The organism is Candidatus Symbiopectobacterium sp. NZEC151, from assembly GCF_025962655.1.
Taxonomy (GTDB): Bacteria; Pseudomonadota; Gammaproteobacteria; order Enterobacterales; family Enterobacteriaceae; genus Symbiopectobacterium.
In genome coordinates, this window is sequence record NZ_JAGFPE010000009.1 from 19,449 (window position 1) to 38,520 (window position 19,072).

Sequence of the window (19,072 nt, forward strand, 5' to 3'; positions counted from 1 at the left end):
CTACAAAAATACAGTGCTACACGTTATGACCATAAAGTCATTCCTTGTAATGCCACAATGGCCACCACGATATAACGCAGCGCTTTACCGATACAGATAAAAAGCGTGGAGTAAAACCACGGCATGCGCAGCCATCCCGCAGCAACGCACAGCACATCGCCAATAACCGGCACCCAACTCAACAACAGCGCCGCAGGACCATAACGCTGCAACCAGCGTAGCGCCGTTAACGTGCCGGTACGCAGTTTTGGCTGTGGCAGAATACGCCCCAGCACCAGATTGGTCATGCCGCCCAGCGTGTTGCCTATCGTCGCGACGACAATCAGCGGCACCGCGCCGGTAACCTTAGCCACCAGTAAAGAGACCAGCAGCACTTCAGAGCTGCCGGGCAATAATGTCGCACTGAGAAAACTACTCCAGAAGAGAGAAACCAGTCCCCAAAAGGCACTCACAGCGTGCGGACATCGACAACGGCCATGTTTGCACGCTGTGCTGCCTGAATGCCAAAATCCGCATCTTCGAATACGACACAGGCTTCAGGCTCTACCTGCATGAGCTGGGCGCAGCGCAGGAAGGTGTCAGGAAACGGTTTATGATGCAGTACATCCTCCGCGCCGACAATACCAACAAAGCAGTCGCGCAAGCCAAGATGGCGCAGCAGCCTGTCAGCCAGATGGCGTGGGCTACCGGTGCCAACCGTCATCGGCCGACGCCCCTGATACGCTTTCACCACCTCAATCAAGGGCAGCGGTTTTACCGTATCAAACAGCATCTCTTCCACCAGCGCCAGCTTTTCAGTCGCCAGCGCCTTTGGGTCCATATCTACGTTATGCCGGGCCAGGATCACCGCTGCAATTTTCTCAATGGGAGCACCATTGTACGCCACCATTTCCTGAGCATCATAGGTCATGCCGTACTTACCCAGAATGATGTGCCAGGCAGCGCGGTGAGTGGGCTCGGTATCGAGGATGGTGCCATCCATATCAAAAATGAGGCCTTGATAACGATCGTACATCGTGACTCCGTGAATAGCGCAAAAGAGCCGTTACTTTAGCGCAAAGTCAAAATGATGTCGCTGGTTCAATAAAACCACAAAAAGCAAGGTTATCTGTGTATCAACAGCTGGCAGGGATAGGTTAGCCGTCTGTAAGTCATGCTGAGGGTGAAATCAGGGAGAAAGCGTGAGATATCAAGGTTTACAACAAGAGGAATGGTGCATCCAGGAGGATTCGAACCTCCGACCGCTCGGTTCGTAGCCGAGTACTCTATCCAGCTGAGCTATGGATGCATTGAAAACAACAATTCGTCAGTTATGTAAACCTGAGATACTTATTCCGGGATTGACATCGAAGAATGGTGCATCCAGGAGGATTCGAACCTCCGACCGCTCGGTTCGTAGCCGAGTACTCTATCCAGCTGAGCTATGGATGCATATTATGGTGCATCCAGGAGGATTCGAACCTCCGACCGCTCGGTTCGTAGCCGAGTACTCTATCCAGCTGAGCTATGGATGCGCAGTAAATGGCGGTGAGGGAGGGATTCGAACCCTCGATGCAGCTTTTGACCGCATACTCCCTTAGCAGGGGAGCGCCTTCAGCCTCTCGGCCACCTCACCAATACGCTAACCTTCGAACTGCGATGATGATGTTTCCTTCATCGTGCTCACCGGTACTGCGTGGCGCACATATTACTTTCCCGGACTTATAAGTCAAACAATTTTTCCCAACTCGTGGTTGTTTGAACAAATCACACCCAACACGCGCAGATTCACAGCGAAAAGTCTATTTTATCAACAGCGTTAACGGCTATTGATGCCTCTGACAAAATACGCGCATCAGCGACTTAAACGGCACGGGGGAGTAAACAGGGAAGCTAAAACGAACGCGTCCCGCCTAAATGGCGAGACGCTTGGTAAATCAGTAGGACGTCGGTTGCGATTTTTCCGCTTGGATCCGCTGGTAAATCTCTTCGCGGTGAACAGAAACTTCTTTCGGCGCATTAACACCAATACGAACCTGGTTGCCCTTTACCCCTAGCACGGTAACCGTCACCTCATCGCCAATCATGAGGGTTTCGCCAACTCGACGAGTCAAAATAAGCATTCTTTGCTCCTTGAAAGATTATAAAGAGTCGGGTCTCTTTGTCTCCCCGCCATTCTCCATCATGCGCCGTGAAAACATAAACCTGAATGGGGAAACGCACTCCGCCATCTTACTCCAGTGTATCGTTACTTTTAGTTTAGTCGATGTCAGCCGTTTGCGCTGTTTTATCACGACATTTGTTATCACAACAAAGAGCTACGGCCTGCCCGGCTTACAAACTCAAGCGCGGCAGACCGCTATTTCCCCTAGTGCACTTCCCTGGCTTAAGGGGAAACGCCAAAACGAATTTTTTGGCGTTTCGTTGAGATAACACACTATTTATAGTTATAGCCTATCCGTTACCCATGTTTCAACGCTAGATAGTGCCGAAGGTAAAGCGGCAGGGTTGTTGCCCCCGGCTTGTGCCATATCGGGACGCCCGCCCCCTTTGCCACCGACCTGTTGAGCGATAAAGCCAATCAATTCACCCGCTTTAACACGATCGGTCAAATCCTTCGTGACGCCGGAAATCAAACTGACTTTATCCTCTGAGACGGTTGCCAGCACAATGATGGCTGAACCGAGCTGGTTCTTCAGATCGTCTACCATAGTACGCAATAATTTCGGGTCAGTGTTATCTAACTGTGTTACCAACAGTTTCGCACCCTTGATCGCTTTCGCTTGTGAGGAGAGCGAGGCACTTTCCTGGGCTGCCTGCTGTTCTTTCAACTGTTGCAGCTCTTTTTCCAACTGACGAGTACGATCCAGCAGGGAACGCACTTTTTCCGCCACGTTATGGCTATCACCTTTGACCAGTTGGGTCACATCCTGCAATACGTCACTTTGACGATGCAGCGCCGCCAGTGCCCCACTGCCGGTTACGGCTTCAATGCGTCGAATGCCTGCTGCCGTCCCGGATTCAGAGATAATCTGGAACAAACCGATGTCCCCGGTACGTTTGGCGTGCGTACCGCCGCACAGCTCGATGGAGAAATCGCCCATGGTTAATACACGCACGTGGTCTTCATATTTCTCGCCGAACAGCGCCATCGCGCCTTTGGCTTTCGCATCCGACAGCGCCATCACGTTAGTGTCAACGTCGTGGTTGCGACGAATCTGCGCGTTGACGATATCTTCCACCTGGCGGATTTGCGCTGCTGTCATCGCTTCCGGTTGTGAGAAGTCAAAACGCAGGTAGTCATCGTTAACCAACGAGCCTTTCTGCGCAACGTGATCGCCCAGTACCTGACGCAGCGCGGCATGCAGCAAGTGAGTGGCGGAGTGGTTAAGACGAATTCGATCGCGACGTTCGCTATCGACATCAGCGTTGACCGTATCATTGACGCGCAGCGTACCCTGCGTCAGGGCACCCAGATGGCCGATTGCCTGACCAAACTTTTGGGTATTCCCTACGCTAAAACGCACGTTGGCATTATGCAGCGTCCCGGTGTCGCCGACCTGACCACCGGATTCACCATAGAACGGCGTTTCATTGAGGATAACCACGCCCTCTTCACCGGCATTGATGACATCTACTGCCTGGCCATTTTGATAGAGCGCGATAACCGTGGCCTGTTGCTGCGTCTTGTCGTATCCCGTAAACGGCGTTGCCGCATCAACACGAATCAGGGTGTTATAATCGATGCCGAACCCGCTGGTTTCACGCGCGCGCTGGCGTTGTGCTTCCATCGCACGCTCAAAACCTTGCTTATCCACTGTCAGATCGTGCTCACGACACACGTCTTCCGTTAAATCGAACGGGAAACCGTAAGTGTCATACAGGCGGAACGCCGTCTCACCGTCCAGCACGTTCCCTTTCAGGTTTTTGATCTCTTCGTCTAGCAGGCTAAGGCCGCGTTCCAGCGTGCGAGCGAACTGCTCTTCTTCCGCTTTCAGCGCCTGTTCAACCACCGCTTGCTGCTGTTTCAATTCGTCAGCCGCAGATCCCATAACCTGAATCAGTGGCGCAACCAATTTATAGAAGAAGGCGTCTTTGGCCCCGAGGAAATTACCGTGACGCACTGCGCGACGAATAATGCGGCGCAGAACATAACCACGGTTTTCGTTGGATGGCATAACCCCGTCAGCGATCAGGAATGCGCAGGAACGGATATGGTCAGCGATAACGCGCAAGGATTTGTTGCTCAGATCCTGAGTACCAATAATGCGCGCCGCCTCTTGGATCAATGTGGAAAATACATCGATCTCGTAGTTGGAATTGACGTGTTGCAATACCGCAGTAACACGTTCCAGTCCCATCCCAGTATCAACAGACGGTTTAGGCAACGGCACCATGGTGCCATCAGCCTGACGGTTGAACTGCATAAATACCAGGTTCCAGATCTCGATATAGCGATCGCCATCTTCATCCGGGCTTCCCGGAGGGCCGCCCTGAATGTGGTCGCCGTGATCGTAAAAAATTTCCGAACAGGGACCACATGGGCCGGTATCACCCATCTGCCAAAAGTTGTCAGACGCGTACTGACCACCTTTGTTGTCGCCAATACGGATAATGCGCTCAGCGGGTACGCCGACTTCGTTTGCCCAGATGTCATAGGCCTCATCGTCGGTGGCATATACCGTTACCCACAATTTTTCTTTGGGCAGGTTAAACCATTGCGCACCGGTCAGCAGTTCCCATGCATATTGAATGGCATCACGCTTGAAGTAGTCACCGAAGCTGAAATTACCCAGCATTTCAAAGAAGGTGTGGTGACGCGCGGTGTACCCGACATTGTCTAAATCGTTATGCTTACCGCCCGCACGCACGCAGCGCTGTGACGTGGTGGCACGCTGATAGTTACGCTTGTCCAGCCCCAAGAAAACATCCTTGAACTGGTTCATTCCCGCGTTGGTAAACAGTAATGTCGGATCGTTATTCGGTACCAGTGAACTACTGGAAACGATCTGGTGTCCTTTACTCTGGAAAAAATCGAGAAACGCTTGACGGATCTCAGCGGTGCTCTTGCTCATAATTGTCCTGGAATGAAACTAAAAGAACAGATCGTGGGCAAGGCTAGTGCAGCATACTGACGCTACCCGTGCAACTCACGAACAAAAAGTGGGAATAAGATAAATTTTCTTCGGGGGGAAGTAAAACACCGGATGCATTCAATGCGAAAAATTCGTATAAATGTCCTGAATTTCATCATGCGAAAAGCCGCGAGTTAACAAATATCGTTGCTGTTTTGCTTTTTCTTTCCAGTCTATTGGCGGCACATCACCAAATTTACGCGTTGCTACCTGCTGCGCTAAGGCGAACCAGTCAATTTCACATTCCAACAATGCGGATGAAATAACAGAACGCGAAAGGCCTTTCTGACGTAATTCCGCGACAATACGCTGAGTGCCATAGCCTTTTCGGCTTCTTCCATGAATGTAGCGCAGCGCAAACCGCGCATCGTCCAACCAGCCGTGCTCATGACAATATGCCAAGGCGGCATCAATATCAGCGGCGTCAAAGGCCGGATCAATGCGAGCCGTCAACTTACGACGCAACTCTCCTTCGCTGTGATCGCGTACCGCTAACAGGCGCATGGCAATGGTCAGTGCGTTGACAGAGGGGGTTGATGGTGTCATTGAAGGTACATGTTGGTGAGGGAGCACGACAAACGGTAGATACTGCTTGTCATGCTCCTTGCAAGTGACTTAACGCGTTTTAAAATTCGCCGTTACTTTCATTACCCGCGGTTTCTGCATCATCATAGAAACCCGCTTCGCTTGCTGGCGCAGGCACATGATCTTTGTTGTGCAGCAGCATTTCACGCAGCTTTTTGTCCAATTCGGCCGCGATAGCCGGGTTTTCTTTCAGATAGTTGCACGCATTCGCTTTGCCCTGCCCGATCTTGTCGCCGTTGTAGCTATACCAGGCGCCCGCTTTCTCAATCAGCTTATGTTTCACGCCAAGATCGACCAACTCACCGTGGATGTTGATCCCTTCTCCGTACATAATCTGGAACTCAGCCTGTTTAAAAGGCGCAGCCACTTTGTTTTTCACCACTTTCACGCGGGTTTCGCTACCCACCACCTCTTCTCCATCTTTGATGGAGCCAATGCGGCGGATATCGAGACGCACAGAGGCATAAAACTTCAGCGCGTTACCCCCGGTGGTGGTTTCCGGGTTACCAAACATAACGCCAATTTTCATACGGATCTGGTTGATAAAAATCAGCAGCGTATTTGCCTGCTTCAGGTTACCGGCCAGCTTACGCATCGCCTGGCTCATCATGCGGGCTGCCAGCCCCATGTGGGAATCACCGATTTCACCTTCGATTTCCGCTTTCGGCGTCAGTGCCGCCACGGAGTCAACGATGATCACATCCACCGCGCCTGAACGCGTCAACGCATCGCAAATCTCTAACGCCTGTTCGCCGGTATCGGGCTGAGAACACAACAGGTTATCGATGTCGACACCCAGCTTTTTGGCATAAATCGGATCGAGCGCATGTTCAGCATCGATAAATGCGCAGGTTTTACCTTCACGCTGTGCAGCAGCGATAACTTGCAGCGTTAATGTGGTTTTACCTGACGATTCTGGTCCGTAAATTTCAACGATACGCCCCATTGGCAGTCCACCCGCCCCCAAGGCAATATCGAGAGACAGGGAGCCGGTAGAGATCGTTTCAACGTCCATTGAGCGGTCTTCGCCCAGACGCATGATAGAACCTTTACCAAATTGCTTTTCGATCTGGCCCAGCGCAGCCGCCAATGCCTTTTGTTTGTTCTCGTCAATAGCCATTTCTACTCCTGTCATGCGGCGTAACGCTCTCGCTACACGGCCGCGCGCTTTATGTGACTGACACTGGTATGTAATCAAACAGGCGTGTCACCGAATCATTAACAGCATTATACTGTATACGCATACAGCATCAAGATTATTTTTGCAGAAATCCATCCAAAAGTATCTGAAGTGCGAAACGCACTGCCTGAAGCCGCACAGCATGCCGGTCGCCGAGAAACAACATTTCACGCGCCAGCAGGTTACCGTGCTTGTCGCACCAGCCAAACCAGACGGTGCCAACGGGTTTTTCGTCAGAACCGCCGTCAGGGCCTGCTATGCCGCTCACGGACAGTGAATAATCGGCCCCCGCCACGCGCAATGCCCCCTGCGCCATTTCCCGTACCGTCTGTTCACTCACCGCGCCGTACTGAGCAAGCGTTTGCTCACTGACACCGATGAGCCGCTGTTTGGCCTGGTTGCTGTAAGTGACAAATCCATAGTCAAACCAGCCGGAACTCCCCGCGACATCAGTAATCGATTTCGCTATCCAGCCTCCGGTACAGGATTCTGCACAGGTCATCTTGGCACCCAACGCGGTCAGGCGCGCACCAATCTGGGCGCTTAACTGCAAAATCTCGGCTTCCATGTTCACTCCACGTTGATTGAGGATATAGCATCACAGCGTATCATTTTCACACGGGTTCGCCCTCCCCCGCCACGCTGTTGCGTGCCTTATTCCAGAATTCGGCGCGAAAAGTAAAGGGGGCGGAGGGAGAGGCATACCCATTGGGAGGTTAAGACGCGAGGGAATGTAAAATGGCTAAAGGGGTTTTGCGGGATTACATGCAACCCGCACAGCTGGTACAACGCCAATCCTGCGGATTGATCGCCTGATAAAAAAAGCGGAAATAGCACTCTTCAATCGGAACCTGGTTATTTTCGAAACAGTCGGCCAACCAGTCTACATTTTCTACAATCCAATCATCTTCATCCAATCCGTCACGATATAATTCATCCTCAGGATCGATGATCGAATATATTCCCAGCGTTCCCAGATGTTTTTCCTGATAGGACGTTGGCAGACTAAATGCATTGGACTGAAAGGTAATGATCCAGTGCCCATGGCACAGGAGGTTACCGTTGCGGCTCCATGCAGCTGTGAATGGATTATTCATGTTATTAATCCCCTCTCCCAAAAAAGCGGAGGGGAAATTAACACGAGACGGGCGGCAAGTAAATAATCCGTAAAGAGTAAGGGGAAATGTTAATTATCTCGGCGAAATAGATGTATATTTCGCCATTCAATAAAGCAAACTTAAATAACAGCATTGATATATCGCAATAAAACAGATAATAATAACAAGAGAGTACGGGTATTTTTTCAAGGCTCTTTTTATCCGTTCTGTATATCCGTCATGAAAATGTCACAGTGAGCGATTATCGTGTGCGGATAATAATAACAGACGATAGCTCGTAAACGACATGCTGCCCCGCCTCGGGGCTTTTTTCCCCTGACGCGGAGAATGTTCATGACGTTTCCCTCCATCCGACGCCTACGAACGTCAGACTGCCCTGCCTTCAAACAGCTACGACTCGAAAGCCTGCTTAATCACCCTGACGCTTATCAGGCATCCTGGGAAGAAGAAAGTCAGAAAAATGACGCGTGGTTCAATGCGCGTATCAGGCAAAATGTCATTTTCGGCGCTTTTACGCCCGAAGCGCGCCTGATTGGCCTGTGCTGCTATAGGCGCCCCCAGACGCTGAAATCCGCCCACAAAGGCATTGTGTGGGGCATGTATGTGGCACCAGACTACCGGGGTAAGGGGATTTCCCTGCAATTGCTCAATCACACCATCTCACACGCTCGCTCGCGGGCGCACATACTATTGCTGAGCGTGACATCCTCCAATCTGGCAGCGTATCGCTTGTATCAAAAGGCCGGTTTTTGCCAATATGGACAGGAGCCGGATGCCATGAAGCTGGGCGACATCTACTACAGTGAACGCCTGATGTTCTTCCCTTTGCGTTAGCTACGCGTCTGCCAGAAACAGGGCAAACCTTGCCTAAGCGGAAAGAAGCGGCAAAAATAACCAGCAATGTTGTAAGCTGTATGTCCACATCACTGAGGATCCTGCGTGCCATCTTCTTTCTTTAAATCATTGGGTTTTGCCAGTAAGCGCGCTCCTGATGCCTTAAGCGGGAGCATCACTATCGCGCATTCTGCTGATGCACTGTATGCCTTGTGGCGCAAGCCGGAAACGCTGCCGGTGCTGATGAGCCACTTTGCGACGATCACTATCCTTAACCAGACGGATTCCCTGTGGCGAGCCAACACGCCGCTCGGCTCGCTGCTGGAGTGGCGAGCACGCATCGTGGAAGAGAAACCGGGAGAAGCCATGCATTGGCGTTCACTCCCTGGCGCATTGGTTCCGAACGAAGGGAGGCTGACGTTCTCGCCGGCGCCCAATGGCGAGGTTAACGTCACCTTGTGGATTCGATTTACACCGCCAGGTGGACTGATCGGCAGAAAAGTAGGCCAGCTGTTCACGTTATTTTCAAACGATATGCTGAAACAAACGCTGGAGCGCTTTAAAAAAATGGCCGATGAGCAATAATTGCCGTCAGCTTAACGCACCTGACTACGCTGCCACTGTTTGCTCTATCGCCAGAAGAGCAGTGCCCAATAAGCATTGGAGACCCTATGCTGGAACTCATTAAGACCGTGGGGCTGGGCCTGGTGTTGATTTTGCCCTTGGCCAACCCGTTGACCACCATTGCGGTATTTCTTGCCCTGGCGAGTGACATGAGTGAGGGAGAGCGTAACCGGCAGATATTTCAAACCTCACTGTACGTGTTTATCATCATGATGGTGGCCTTTTATGGTGGGCAACTGATCATGAATACCCTGGGCATATCAATTCCCGGCTTGCGCATCGCTGGTGGACTGATCGTGGCCTTCATCGGTTTTCGCATGCTCTTCCCACCCCACCAACGAGAACACGGGCCTGAAGCCGCCAGCAAGGCGGATGAAATCAACCGAAGCCCTTCAGCAAACCGGGTTAATATTGCCTTTGTGCCACTGGCCATGCCCAGTACCGCGGGGCCCGGCACCATCGCGCTCATCATCAGTACCGCCTCGCAAATTAAAAGCGGGGTGGCGATTACCCCCTGGATCGTGACGGTTGCCCCCGTCCTCACCTTTCTGATGACCAGCGTGATCCTTTGGGTATGCCTACGCAGCTCTGGCTACATTGTGCGTCTGCTGGGCAAAAGCGGTATTGAGGCCATCGCGCGTTTGATGGGATTCTTGCTGGTATGTATGGGGGTTCAATTTGTCATCAATGGCATGCTGGAGATCGTGACTACCCTGTCAGCCAAATAACAGATAAAAAAAACCCGCCTCGAGGGCGGGAAAAGTGACTCTCTTGACAGGGATGGAAATCACAACATTGACAAGGGATGTAGAGACAATAGCAGATGAAATGTATAGAAGTGTCTGTGCGAGGTAAGGTTAGCCGGAGGGATGTAAAGCGTGATTTTCAAACATAACGATTTGCATCATCAGGGGAGCCTCTTTCAGGAATTAGTCTGACCAATAACGCGTTAGGGCGTCTGGCAGACAGGTTTACCATCATCAAGGAACCACGAATGAAATTATTTACCTATGAGCATTGCCCGTTCTGTGTGAGAGCCAGAATGATTTTTGGACTGAAGCACACAGCGTTTGAATTGGCGATCATCATGGAGGGGGATGTGGAAACGCCGACGCGGATGGTTGGCCGCAAAGTGGTCCCTATTCTGCAAAAAGAGGATGGCAGCTTCATGCCTGAAAGCATGGATATTGTTCACTACGTAGATAGTCTGAAAGCACCGCGAGTCGCAGACCAGCCGGTAGACAGTGCCATTGAAGCATGGTGCAAATCAGCCTCTGGCGTGGTGTTCAAACTGGCGGTTCCGCGTTTCACTGAAGGTGAATTTGCCGAGCTGGCAACACAACCGGCTCGTCAGGCTTTCCGGCAGCGTGAAGAAAAAGCGTTTGGCGACTTACAGGCACTGCTGGCGGAAACACCGGCCCTGATTCGCGACGTTGAGCAAAAATTGGCAGAGTTGGAAACCTTACTCCCTGCGGACGAGACCTTCTCAACCACGGACTTTATCCTGTTCCCCATCCTGCGATCGCTGACTATTGTAAAAGGCATTCACTACGGACCTCGTGTGAGTGAATACCTACATCGTGTCGCCGCCGCCGCCCAGATTGATTTACTGACAGCCCAGGCGCGCTAATTCACTGCGGCACACCCCATGCGCTCAGAATAGCCGGGGTAGGCATGACAGTGACGGGATTGCCCGGCAGGCTGAGCCCCGCCCACACTTCATTATGCTGACCGATGAGCTGCTGGGCGCTGGCATAAGTACGATCCGCCGTGGTGTGGGCATCCGCCACCACGGTAATCGCATAACCTTTGCTGGCCCCCACCTTGATCGTGGTATCTACGCAATAATCGGTCGCACAACCGCACACGGTAAAGGCGCGGGTTCCCAGGCGCTGTAAAAGATCATCCAGCGTCGTATGCCAAAACGCATCACAGGCGGTTTTAGTGACATAGTGCGCATGCGCTGGCTGGTGTAATTCTGGGATGATTTGCCATAAATCACCGTCAACGCACATTTCTCCTTCGGCATGCTGGATGAAAATAACAGCGTCGGCGGCATCAATCAGCTGATTGATCAATGCAGCCTTGCCCTGTTTATCGTAACGTGGCACCGCAAAAACCCCGACTTGCATATCAACCACGACCAAAACGTTATTTTTCATCATCACCTCAACGTAAAAAAGCCAAGGTTGTGTGGCTGTCACACGACCTTAGCTTGATGCATAATTAGCTTTATGCAAAAAAGTTACGCGGTTTGCAAATCGCCGCAAAACCCTTAACGACTGAGGCTTGCGCCCCCGCCTTTTTTCATCACGCCACGGATCTCCGATTCCTGTACCAGGTTCAAGTCACCGCTAATCGTCAATTTCAGAACGCTGGCCGCAATCGCAAAATCGATGGACTCCTGAGCGTCAAACTGATGCAGGATACCGTGCATCAACCCGGCGCCGAAAGCATCACCTGCCGCAACGCCTTCCATCACGTGCAGGTTATAGCGCGTCGTTTCGTGAAACTCGCCATCACGCAACAGCAACCCCATCCATTGACTGTCTTCGACCGAGCGAATATTACGCAGTACGCTGGCAACCATTTTACATCCCGGATAACGGCGCGTGACCTCCAGCATCCCCTCTTTAAACGCATCAATCTGTTCGATGCCACGCGACATGTCGCCATCAAAGGCTTTTATACCCAGCGTGGCTTCAAAATCCTCATCGTTGGCAATGCAAATCGTCACGTAGTTCATCAGTTTTGACATGACACGCTGCGCTTTTTCCGCAGACCACATTTTGCCGCGATAATTCATATCGCACACTACCGGAATATTATGCTGTTGGCAGTAAAGGCAAGCGGTGGTCACGGCCTGTTCCAGTTCAGCAGAAATTGCCGGCGTGATGCCCGAGAAATAGAAGAAATCGACGTCTTGCAGCAGTGTTTCCCAATCAAACTCGGTTTGATTGGCGGTAGCAAATGCGCTGCCTGCGCGATCGTAAACCACGTTGGTAGAACGGACGCTGGCCCCTTTTTCAAAAAAGTAGATCCCCAGACGGGGGCCGCCGCGTAACACTTTATGCGTATCGACGCCGTATTTACGCAACGTCGAGAGTGCCGTTTCGCCCAGCAAATTTTCCGGCAGCTTGGTGAGATAAGCAGAATCATTGCCTAACAGAGCAAGGGAAACCGCCACGTTAGCCTCTGCGCCACCGTAAACCGCTTCGAATGCATCGGACTGCATAATACGGTTATTGCCCTGCGGCTTGAGCCGCAACATCATTTCCCCAAACGTTAATACTTTCATTTTTCATCCATCTTTAGGTTTATTACGCCATGACGCGTGATTATTCTACTTTGTCATAATTTGGCCGGTACAGGTACGATAAATGGCAATAACTAATGAGCGTTATGGACTAACCACGTCGGTATTTATTCCAACACCGCATATATACCCTCAATAATTTGCGTTGCAGGAAGGCGATAAGTGAAAGAACCCCGATGAACTTACTCAGGTAAGTGATTCAGGTGAGCGAGCGCAGTCAACGCGCCTGCAACTTGAAGAATGACGGGTATAACATGGACATTATTGATAGCACCGCTGTCGAAATGCAGCATGAGAGCCAGTTACACAAACGAAACAAATCACCCTCACTACAGAAAAAGACACGCAACATAAACATCCATGACGGGTTCGCTATTTGGCGCACGTGGAGCCATTTCTATTTCATATTATCTAACACTGGCGCGTTGCGTATGATAACAAAAGGTGAAAAGAGTGGTAATACCACGCTAATCGCCACCATAAAACGATAATTATCAAAAAGCATCATGAGGAATATATGCGGTCAATGAAAAATATCTCTCTCGGTGTTCTGCTAAGCGCTGGCTTCTCTACCATTATTGTCATCGGCCTGCTGGTTGCCGCCTTTGGACGGATCGCGTTGAGTAAAACCAGCGATCACATTGAATATTATGAGAAACACCATTTAACCAATCTTATTTCAATGCAGGATTTAAAGGATAACCTAAACAGCGCCACCAAAGCCGCATTAATCATGGCCTTCCAGGATGATATTAACAGTCAGGCAGAAAGTGAAGCCGTGGTCGAACAAATGCTGGGAGGCAACAAGCTGCTGCTAACACGGTTAAAAGAAACAATCTTGCTGCCAAATTTGCTCGCGACACTCGATAATTTTAACAAAACCTACGCTGACTATATCGCCATCACTCAGCAAACCGTGAATCTGGCAAAAAATGGTCAACTGCTGGATGCGCAATCTCTGGCGATAGAGAAGTTACAGCCAATACAAATGAGGCTGTTTCAAGAAATTTCAGCCATGATCCAACAGCAACAAGATAGCACCACTCAAGCGGCGGCCGAATCGACGCAGGGTGCACGCCTGTCTGGCAATATACAGTTGCTATTGGCTGCCATCGCAGCGCTATTGGGCATGACCATCGCAGGGTTGACGACGCGCCATATTAAAAGGCAACTGGGCGGCGAACCGGCTTACGCCATGCAGGTTGTACAACAAATAGCGCAAGGTAATCTAGCCACACACATTACGATTCCCGCTGGACAGCAAACCAGCCTGTTATCCGCCATGCAAGAGATGCGCGACAATTTACGCAACATTGTGCTGGAAGTCCGCGACAGCAGCGAATCTATCTCCGTGGGGGCTAACGACATTGCAGCCAGCAGCACCAATTTGAGTCAACGCACTGAACAGCAAGCGGCCAATTTACAACAAACCGCCGCATCGATTGAACAAATCAGCCAAACCATTCATCAAAATGCAGATACCGTGCGGACCACAACGCAGCAAGCGGACACCGCCAGCAACATTGCCGCCAAAAGCGGTGAAGCCATCGCCGATATCGTACAAACCATGAGTGAGATTAGCCAAAGCTCAAACAAGATCAATGAAATCATTGCCGTCATTGATGGTATTGCTTTTCAAACCAATATCCTGGCGCTCAATGCTGCGGTTGAAGCGGCGCGAGCCGGAGAACAAGGGCGCGGTTTTGCCGTGGTGGCTGGAGAAGTTCGCTCTCTGGCGCAACGTTCTGCATCTGCGGCAAAAGAAATTAAAACGCTCATTCAGGATAGCGTCGGCTGCGTGAATAACGGTTCACAGTTGGTCAGTCGAGCCGGTGCGACTATTGACGAACTGGTAAAACAATCGCGCCACGTCGCGGTGAGCGTGAATGAGATTGGCGTGACCACACAAGAACAGGAGCAAGGCGTCAGACAAATCAATGATGCCGTCAGCCAATTGGATCTCGTCACCCAACAAAATACGGTTTTGGTGGAAGAATCAAGCAGCGTTGCCGACGGTTTACGCGATCAGGCGCAACACCTGGTCTCCTTGATGAGCGTATTCCAGGTAAATGCGTCACGCCCCTCAGCCGGGAGAAACCCAACAGTCACGACACCGCCACTCGGTTTAGCACTGCAAAAGAGAAATATTGCCTGATATTTTCACACGAGGTTGCCATCGCTGTCATGACCGGCGACGGGCAACCTCCTTCTCGCCAGCCTTTCTTCTGTCCCCCCCTTGCCACTGCACGCCGATTCGCGATGCGTTCTACCCCTCAAAAACGTCAAATATAAGTAGGGCCACGGCAATTCTTACCTGAAAAGACTAATATTAAAGCGGTTTCTGGCCGATATACAGTAAGTGACAGGTAAATTGTCCAGGGTCGGGCACTGCCAGATAGGAATCAGGTTAAACGTCTAGAAAGAAGATTAGTCAATTGAAAAATAATAAAATAGTCACTAAGCCTATCTAGAGGGTTACTATGTATTCATTTGTTGCACGTCAGCCTATTTTGAATAAAAACCTCCAGCCCGTCGCTTATGAGCTGCTCTTCCGAGATGGTATTCGCAATGCGTTCCCCGACGTCACCCCAGAATACGCCACCGCACAAATCATAACGGAACAGTTTTTAACGAATTCATTAAGTCGACTGGTGGACGATCACATCAGCTATATCAACGTTCCACATCAGATGCTCACCAATGGCCTGGTTGAGGCATTACCGCCAGAAAAGGTGGTACTGGAAATTCTGGAAAACGCACCGCCTGATGACACTTTACTGGCCTCGGTAAAGCGTTTGAAAAAGAGAGGCTTTAAGCTCGCCCTGGATGATTTTCTGATGGCTCCCGAATGGGATCGTTTTCTTCCTTATATTGATGTGCTGAAATTCGATCTGACGCTTTCTTCCTTTGCCGACATCGGCTCCTACATCAACAAACTCCCCTACCGGCACATCACCCTTCTCGCGGAAAAAGTCGAGACGCGTGAGCAATTTTCTCAGGCAAAGCAATTAGGTATTTCTCTGTTTCAGGGATACTTTTTCAGCAAACCAGAAATCATTCAATCGCGCCGACTATCAGTCAATAATTACAATGTATTACAGCTACTTAGCGAGGTAAATAAACAGGAATTAAATTACGAGCAGATTGAAAAATTGCTCAGTAAAGACCTGTCACTCGCTTACAAAGCAATGCGGTATGTCAATAATATCAGGCTGCGCAGCAATTTAAGCCTGATGCCGCTCCAGGCTAATTTTCGCTATATCGCCATGCTGCTGGGACAAAAAGAGTTACGCCGATTTATCTCACTGGTGACGATAACCAGCCAAAGTGATAAAGATAAATCCTTTGAACTGTATCGGCTGAGTTTGTTAAGAGCGAAGTGCTGTGAACTTATTTCGCTGCATCAGAATAAGCAAGATGACCCCATCAATGCTTTTTTATGCGGTCTGTTCTCCCCGCTTGAAGCTATTCTTGACTGCCCGATGCCACTTTTACTGTCGGAAATAGCGCTGCCTAATGAGGTAAAACAGGCGCTGCTTGAAAACACCGGCACCTATGCACGTTACCTCATGCTGGCAACAGAATATGAAAAACAGCATTGGCAAGAGGTAAATACGCTTATCTCGGAGCTGAAGATCACCGAGCAACAGATGATACACATCGTGCTAGATGCCACGCTGTGGGCTGATGAAATGCTGCAAATAGGTCAAATGAATGAGAAGAAGGGGGAATAATCCCCCTCGTTCATGCAGTCTGTTATTGGATACTACGATGGGAAACAGATCCGTTTTCCATCAGGATTAAAACGTTTCCCAATTGGCATTGTCTGATTTGGTCTGCACCTTCGCGGATGCCGGTAACGATGCGGGCAAGACTGCACTTTTCGAGGATTGTGCCGCCCCCTGAGCGCGCGTTGCCTCCCTAATTTTAAAGGTCGCCACGGCCTGGCGCAGGTAGTTAGCCTGATCTTCCAACGCCGCCGCCGCTGCCGCAGATTGCTCTACCAAGGCCGCATTCTGCTGTGTTACGCCATCCATTTCCGCGACAGCCTGACTGACCTGCTCAATGCCTCTGCTCTGTTCATCTGAGGCGGTGGCGATCTCGCCCATGATATCGGTGACGCGCGTTACGGCAGTCACGATCTCTTTCATGGTTTCCCCCGCATCCTGGACTTGCTCAGAGCCCGTGTTGACGCGGCTAACCGAATTCTCGATCAAGCTTTTTATCTCTTTTGCTGCCTGAGCACTTCTCTGGGCTAAATTGCGCACCTCTCCGGCCACCACCGCAAACCCGCGCCCCTGCTCACCGGCTCGAGCCGCCTCAACCGCCGCATTAAGCGCCAAAATATTGGTTTGAAACGCGATGCCATCAATCACATTGGTAATATGCGCAATCTGTGTAGAACTGTCAGAGATATCTTTCATGGTGGTAATAACGGTATTAACGACGTGCCCACCTTTCTGTGCGGTTTCTGATGCATTTTTTGCCAGCGCTGCCGCTTGTCGCGCATTATCGGTGTTCTGTTTTACTGTTGCCGTCAGCTGTTCCATGCTTGCAGCCGTTTCTTCCAATGCGGAAGCCTGCTGCTCGGTTCTGGATGAAAGGTCATTACTGCCCACTGAAATTTCGCTGGCCCCGGTATAGATACTGTCAGAGCTGGTGCGAACGTCGCTCACCGTGGTGATTAATGAACTTTGCATCTCTTTTAAACTTGATGCGAGCTGACCAATTTCATTCTTACTTTCTGCCTGTATGGACTGTGTAAGATCGCCTCCGGATATCGCGCGAATATGATGGATAACGCGGCTTAACGGCTGGAAGAGAATACGCTGGAGCACACCCCACGCGCTCACCACCACCAAAATCAATGCAAACGCAATGCTCCCAATCGTCCATTGCATCGACACAAAGCTGGAGAGGTTTTCACGCTGCCCGGCGCTGACCAAAATGTTATTCTGCTCCCGCCAGGTGTTATAGCTCTGTTCTAAATTGTCCTGTGCCAGTTGAGCATCAAGATTGCCATAAGCGTCATAGTCGCCACGTTGCAGATATTGGATAGACATTTTAAAAATATCATGCAGTTGGCGATAATCATTCTCCACTTTTTTAGCAATGGCATCGCTCTGCCCTTCTAGTCGGGGGGAAGACTGATAGCGAGTAAACTGCTTTTCGGCCGTATCAAGCGTAGTGGTGGCTGTTGCCAGGAGAGCATTGATTGCTGCTATGGATTTTTCGTCTTTCTGGTTTTTCAAAAAACGGATGGCTACGCGGGTGACGACAACACGAGTTTTTACAAGCGATTGAAAACTATCAGTAAGTTGTTCTTGCTGAAAACTTAGGATCTCAGATTTTTGAAAGTTTTGTTTATCGTTATTTACCGAGGAGTAAAACAGTATGCTGGTAATTATCTGCAATAAAATAAAGACAGCAAAGGCAATCGAAATCCCTGTGATGACTTTAACGTTTTTGAACATGGTTTGCCTCTTTGGTCTAGGAATAGATGCCTAGAGGCAATATCGTCAATGAACCGCTTTTCTTGATTACATTTACGTAACACAGCGGCAGATATCAAAAATGATGAAGAGACGCCCATCACCATGATAAACATGACAATTATCTTATATTAAACGCTTTTTGGTGGGAGGAAACGTTATAAAAAATCAACATTCACATTAACAAACGTCAAAAATTGAAATAACAACATGAATTTTAAGTAAAAAAAAACACTTCCAGATCCTGACTCTTAAAAAAAATTAATGAGTCATCTTCCTAATTATTTCCTTTACTTCCATCCCATGCTCCGAATTTTTCTGCATCCTTTGCACAAAAACTCGCTGATAGAGCCATGCATCTATGCACTTTTTCACATCAGCCTTATCAGGTTGGCAGTGAAATTCAAAGATCATTCTTTTTTCTTTTGAAAACAACACCAAACTACTTTCAAACTCGAGAAAATCAAGATCTTCTATCTGGTAGGCTGTTTTAAACGCAGAGCAGATGTAATGTATATCCATATAATATCCACCAATATTTTTATAATTTCATATTGCTATATAGCATAAATATCATTAAACCGTGCATCTTAATCATTTTATTGTGATACACATTTAGTTTGCGTTGAAATATGAGATTCCCTTTCTAAAAAACCCGACGGTAAGTTAACAAATTCAGGTCATACCCTCTCAACATCCCCGATCTACTCAAAAAGGCTAAAACAACCCCAGAAATACAATAACAAACAAAGGATACATTACCGAATGAGGATACCCATATACTCAAATGGCATTTAATTTCAATTCAC

18 protein-coding genes and 4 tRNA genes are annotated in these 19,072 nt (G+C 49.7%); 6 read left to right on the forward strand and 16 right to left on the reverse strand.

The window, feature by feature from the left end; translation table 11 throughout:
• Positions 1–23 precede the first annotated feature (23 nt).
• From J5067_RS21010 to J5067_RS21065, 12 genes are all read right to left on the reverse strand, one after another.
• Positions 24–452: a YqaA family protein gene (locus tag J5067_RS21010; RefSeq protein WP_264651932.1), complete on the reverse strand. Its 429-nt coding sequence runs from the start codon at positions 450–452 to the stop codon at positions 24–26.
• A complete protein-coding gene (yqaB, locus tag J5067_RS21015; RefSeq protein ID WP_264645848.1) occupies positions 449–1,015 on the reverse strand; it encodes a fructose-1-phosphate/6-phosphogluconate phosphatase in 567 nt (188 codons plus the stop codon). The genes J5067_RS21010 and yqaB overlap by 4 nt, the downstream gene beginning before the upstream one ends.
• Before the next feature lie 196 nt (positions 1,016–1,211).
• A tRNA-Arg gene (locus J5067_RS21020) sits at positions 1,212–1,288 on the reverse strand.
• A gap of 66 nt (positions 1,289–1,354) precedes the next feature.
• Positions 1,355–1,431, reverse strand: a tRNA-Arg gene (locus tag J5067_RS21025).
• Positions 1,432–1,437: 6 nt separating this feature from the next.
• Positions 1,438–1,514, reverse strand: a tRNA-Arg gene (locus J5067_RS21030).
• Between the two features lie 8 nt (positions 1,515–1,522).
• Positions 1,523–1,615: transfer RNA gene (locus J5067_RS21035), tRNA-Ser, on the reverse strand.
• 301 nt (positions 1,616–1,916) lie between these two features.
• Positions 1,917–2,102 (reverse strand): carbon storage regulator CsrA, encoded by a 186-nt coding sequence (gene csrA / locus J5067_RS21040; RefSeq protein ID WP_005972168.1) that lies wholly within the window; start codon positions 2,100–2,102, stop codon positions 1,917–1,919.
• Between the two features lie 324 nt (positions 2,103–2,426).
• A complete protein-coding gene (gene alaS, locus J5067_RS21045) occupies positions 2,427–5,054 on the reverse strand; it encodes an alanine--tRNA ligase (RefSeq protein ID WP_264651933.1) in 2,628 nt (875 codons plus the stop codon).
• A gap of 138 nt (positions 5,055–5,192) precedes the next feature.
• Positions 5,193–5,618, reverse strand: coding sequence for a regulatory protein RecX (locus J5067_RS21050; RefSeq protein WP_264651934.1), 426 nt, complete (start codon positions 5,616–5,618; stop codon positions 5,193–5,195).
• A 121-nt stretch (positions 5,619–5,739) separates the two neighbouring features.
• A complete protein-coding gene (gene recA, locus J5067_RS21055) occupies positions 5,740–6,819 on the reverse strand; it encodes a recombinase RecA (RefSeq protein ID WP_264645845.1) in 1,080 nt (359 codons plus the stop codon).
• 136 nt (positions 6,820–6,955) lie between these two features.
• Complete coding sequence (gene pncC, locus J5067_RS21060) at positions 6,956–7,447, reverse strand: nicotinamide-nucleotide amidase (RefSeq protein ID WP_264645844.1); 492 nt, start codon at positions 7,445–7,447, stop codon at positions 6,956–6,958.
• A gap of 193 nt (positions 7,448–7,640) precedes the next feature.
• Entirely contained in the window at positions 7,641–7,976 is a 336-nt protein-coding gene (locus tag J5067_RS21065) for a hypothetical protein (protein ID WP_264645843.1), read from the reverse strand.
• 354 nt (positions 7,977–8,330) lie between these two features.
• Between J5067_RS21065 and J5067_RS21070 the strand changes: the two genes are divergently transcribed.
• From J5067_RS21070 to grxB, 4 genes are all read left to right on the forward strand, one after another.
• On the forward strand, positions 8,331–8,831 hold the full coding sequence (locus tag J5067_RS21070; protein WP_264651935.1) for a GNAT family N-acetyltransferase: 501 nt from the start codon (positions 8,331–8,333) through the stop codon (positions 8,829–8,831).
• 105 nt (positions 8,832–8,936) lie between these two features.
• Positions 8,937–9,416, forward strand: a complete 480-nt coding sequence (locus J5067_RS21075) for an SRPBCC family protein (RefSeq protein ID WP_264651936.1) — start codon at positions 8,937–8,939, stop codon at positions 9,414–9,416.
• 86 nt (positions 9,417–9,502) lie between these two features.
• Complete coding sequence (locus tag J5067_RS21080; RefSeq protein WP_264651937.1) at positions 9,503–10,183, forward strand: MarC family NAAT transporter; 681 nt, start codon at positions 9,503–9,505, stop codon at positions 10,181–10,183.
• A gap of 266 nt (positions 10,184–10,449) precedes the next feature.
• The gene (grxB, locus tag J5067_RS21085; protein WP_264651938.1) at positions 10,450–11,085 is read left to right on the forward strand and encodes a glutaredoxin 2; all 636 of its coding nucleotides are present in this window, start codon (positions 10,450–10,452) and stop codon (positions 11,083–11,085) included.
• Between the two features lies 1 nt (position 11,086).
• On the opposite strand, the gene J5067_RS21090 is transcribed toward grxB, so the two are convergent.
• Both J5067_RS21090 and J5067_RS21095 read right to left on the reverse strand, forming a co-directional pair.
• A complete protein-coding gene (locus J5067_RS21090) occupies positions 11,087–11,620 on the reverse strand; it encodes an isochorismatase family protein (RefSeq protein WP_264628635.1) in 534 nt (177 codons plus the stop codon).
• Positions 11,621–11,730: 110 nt separating this feature from the next.
• The gene (locus tag J5067_RS21095; protein WP_264651939.1) at positions 11,731–12,753 is read right to left on the reverse strand and encodes a sugar kinase; all 1,023 of its coding nucleotides are present in this window, start codon (positions 12,751–12,753) and stop codon (positions 11,731–11,733) included.
• 544 nt (positions 12,754–13,297) lie between these two features.
• On the opposite strand from J5067_RS21095, the gene J5067_RS21100 reads away from it, so the two are divergent.
• Both J5067_RS21100 and J5067_RS21105 read left to right on the forward strand, forming a co-directional pair.
• A complete protein-coding gene (locus J5067_RS21100) occupies positions 13,298–14,926 on the forward strand; it encodes a methyl-accepting chemotaxis protein (RefSeq protein ID WP_264645838.1) in 1,629 nt (542 codons plus the stop codon).
• A gap of 325 nt (positions 14,927–15,251) precedes the next feature.
• Positions 15,252–16,505, forward strand: coding sequence for an EAL and HDOD domain-containing protein (locus J5067_RS21105; RefSeq protein WP_264651940.1), 1,254 nt, complete (start codon positions 15,252–15,254; stop codon positions 16,503–16,505).
• A 66-nt stretch (positions 16,506–16,571) separates the two neighbouring features.
• Here J5067_RS21105 and J5067_RS21110 read toward each other — a convergent pair whose 3' ends face one another.
• Both J5067_RS21110 and J5067_RS21115 read right to left on the reverse strand, forming a co-directional pair.
• Positions 16,572–18,245 (reverse strand): methyl-accepting chemotaxis protein, encoded by a 1,674-nt coding sequence (locus tag J5067_RS21110; RefSeq protein ID WP_319802403.1) that lies wholly within the window; start codon positions 18,243–18,245, stop codon positions 16,572–16,574.
• A gap of 279 nt (positions 18,246–18,524) precedes the next feature.
• Complete coding sequence (locus tag J5067_RS21115) at positions 18,525–18,785, reverse strand: hypothetical protein (RefSeq protein WP_264645836.1); 261 nt, start codon at positions 18,783–18,785, stop codon at positions 18,525–18,527.
• Between the last annotated feature and the right edge of the window lie 287 nt (positions 18,786–19,072).

Bases quoted from the DNA above. Each gene is read 5' to 3' on its own strand.
- yqaB (WP_264645848.1), bottom strand. From the start codon at position 1,015: ATGTACGATCGTTATCAAGGCCTCATTTTTGATATGGATGGCACCATC.
- csrA (WP_005972168.1), bottom strand. From the start codon at position 2,102: ATGCTTATTTTGACTCGTCGAGTTGGCGAAACCCTCATGATTGGCGAT.
- alaS (WP_264651933.1), bottom strand. From the start codon at position 5,054: ATGAGCAAGAGCACCGCTGAGATCCGTCAAGCGTTTCTCGATTTTTTC.
- J5067_RS21050 (WP_264651934.1), bottom strand. From the start codon at position 5,618: ATGCGCCTGTTAGCGGTACGCGATCACAGCGAAGGAGAGTTGCGTCGT.
- recA (WP_264645845.1), bottom strand. From the start codon at position 6,819: ATGGCTATTGACGAGAACAAACAAAAGGCATTGGCGGCTGCGCTGGGC.
- pncC (WP_264645844.1), bottom strand. From the start codon at position 7,447: ATGGAAGCCGAGATTTTGCAGTTAAGCGCCCAGATTGGTGCGCGCCTG.
- J5067_RS21065 (WP_264645843.1), bottom strand. From the start codon at position 7,976: ATGAATAATCCATTCACAGCTGCATGGAGCCGCAACGGTAACCTCCTG.
- J5067_RS21070 (WP_264651935.1), top strand. From the start codon at position 8,331: ATGACGTTTCCCTCCATCCGACGCCTACGAACGTCAGACTGCCCTGCC.
- J5067_RS21080 (WP_264651937.1), top strand. From the start codon at position 9,503: ATGCTGGAACTCATTAAGACCGTGGGGCTGGGCCTGGTGTTGATTTTG.
- grxB (WP_264651938.1), top strand. From the start codon at position 10,450: ATGAAATTATTTACCTATGAGCATTGCCCGTTCTGTGTGAGAGCCAGA.
- J5067_RS21090 (WP_264628635.1), bottom strand. From the start codon at position 11,620: ATGATGAAAAATAACGTTTTGGTCGTGGTTGATATGCAAGTCGGGGTT.
- J5067_RS21095 (WP_264651939.1), bottom strand. From the start codon at position 12,753: ATGAAAGTATTAACGTTTGGGGAAATGATGTTGCGGCTCAAGCCGCAG.
- J5067_RS21100 (WP_264645838.1), top strand. From the start codon at position 13,298: ATGAAAAATATCTCTCTCGGTGTTCTGCTAAGCGCTGGCTTCTCTACC.
- J5067_RS21105 (WP_264651940.1), top strand. From the start codon at position 15,252: ATGTATTCATTTGTTGCACGTCAGCCTATTTTGAATAAAAACCTCCAG.
- J5067_RS21110 (WP_319802403.1), bottom strand. From the start codon at position 18,245: ATGTTCAAAAACGTTAAAGTCATCACAGGGATTTCGATTGCCTTTGCT.
- J5067_RS21115 (WP_264645836.1), bottom strand. From the start codon at position 18,785: ATGGATATACATTACATCTGCTCTGCGTTTAAAACAGCCTACCAGATA.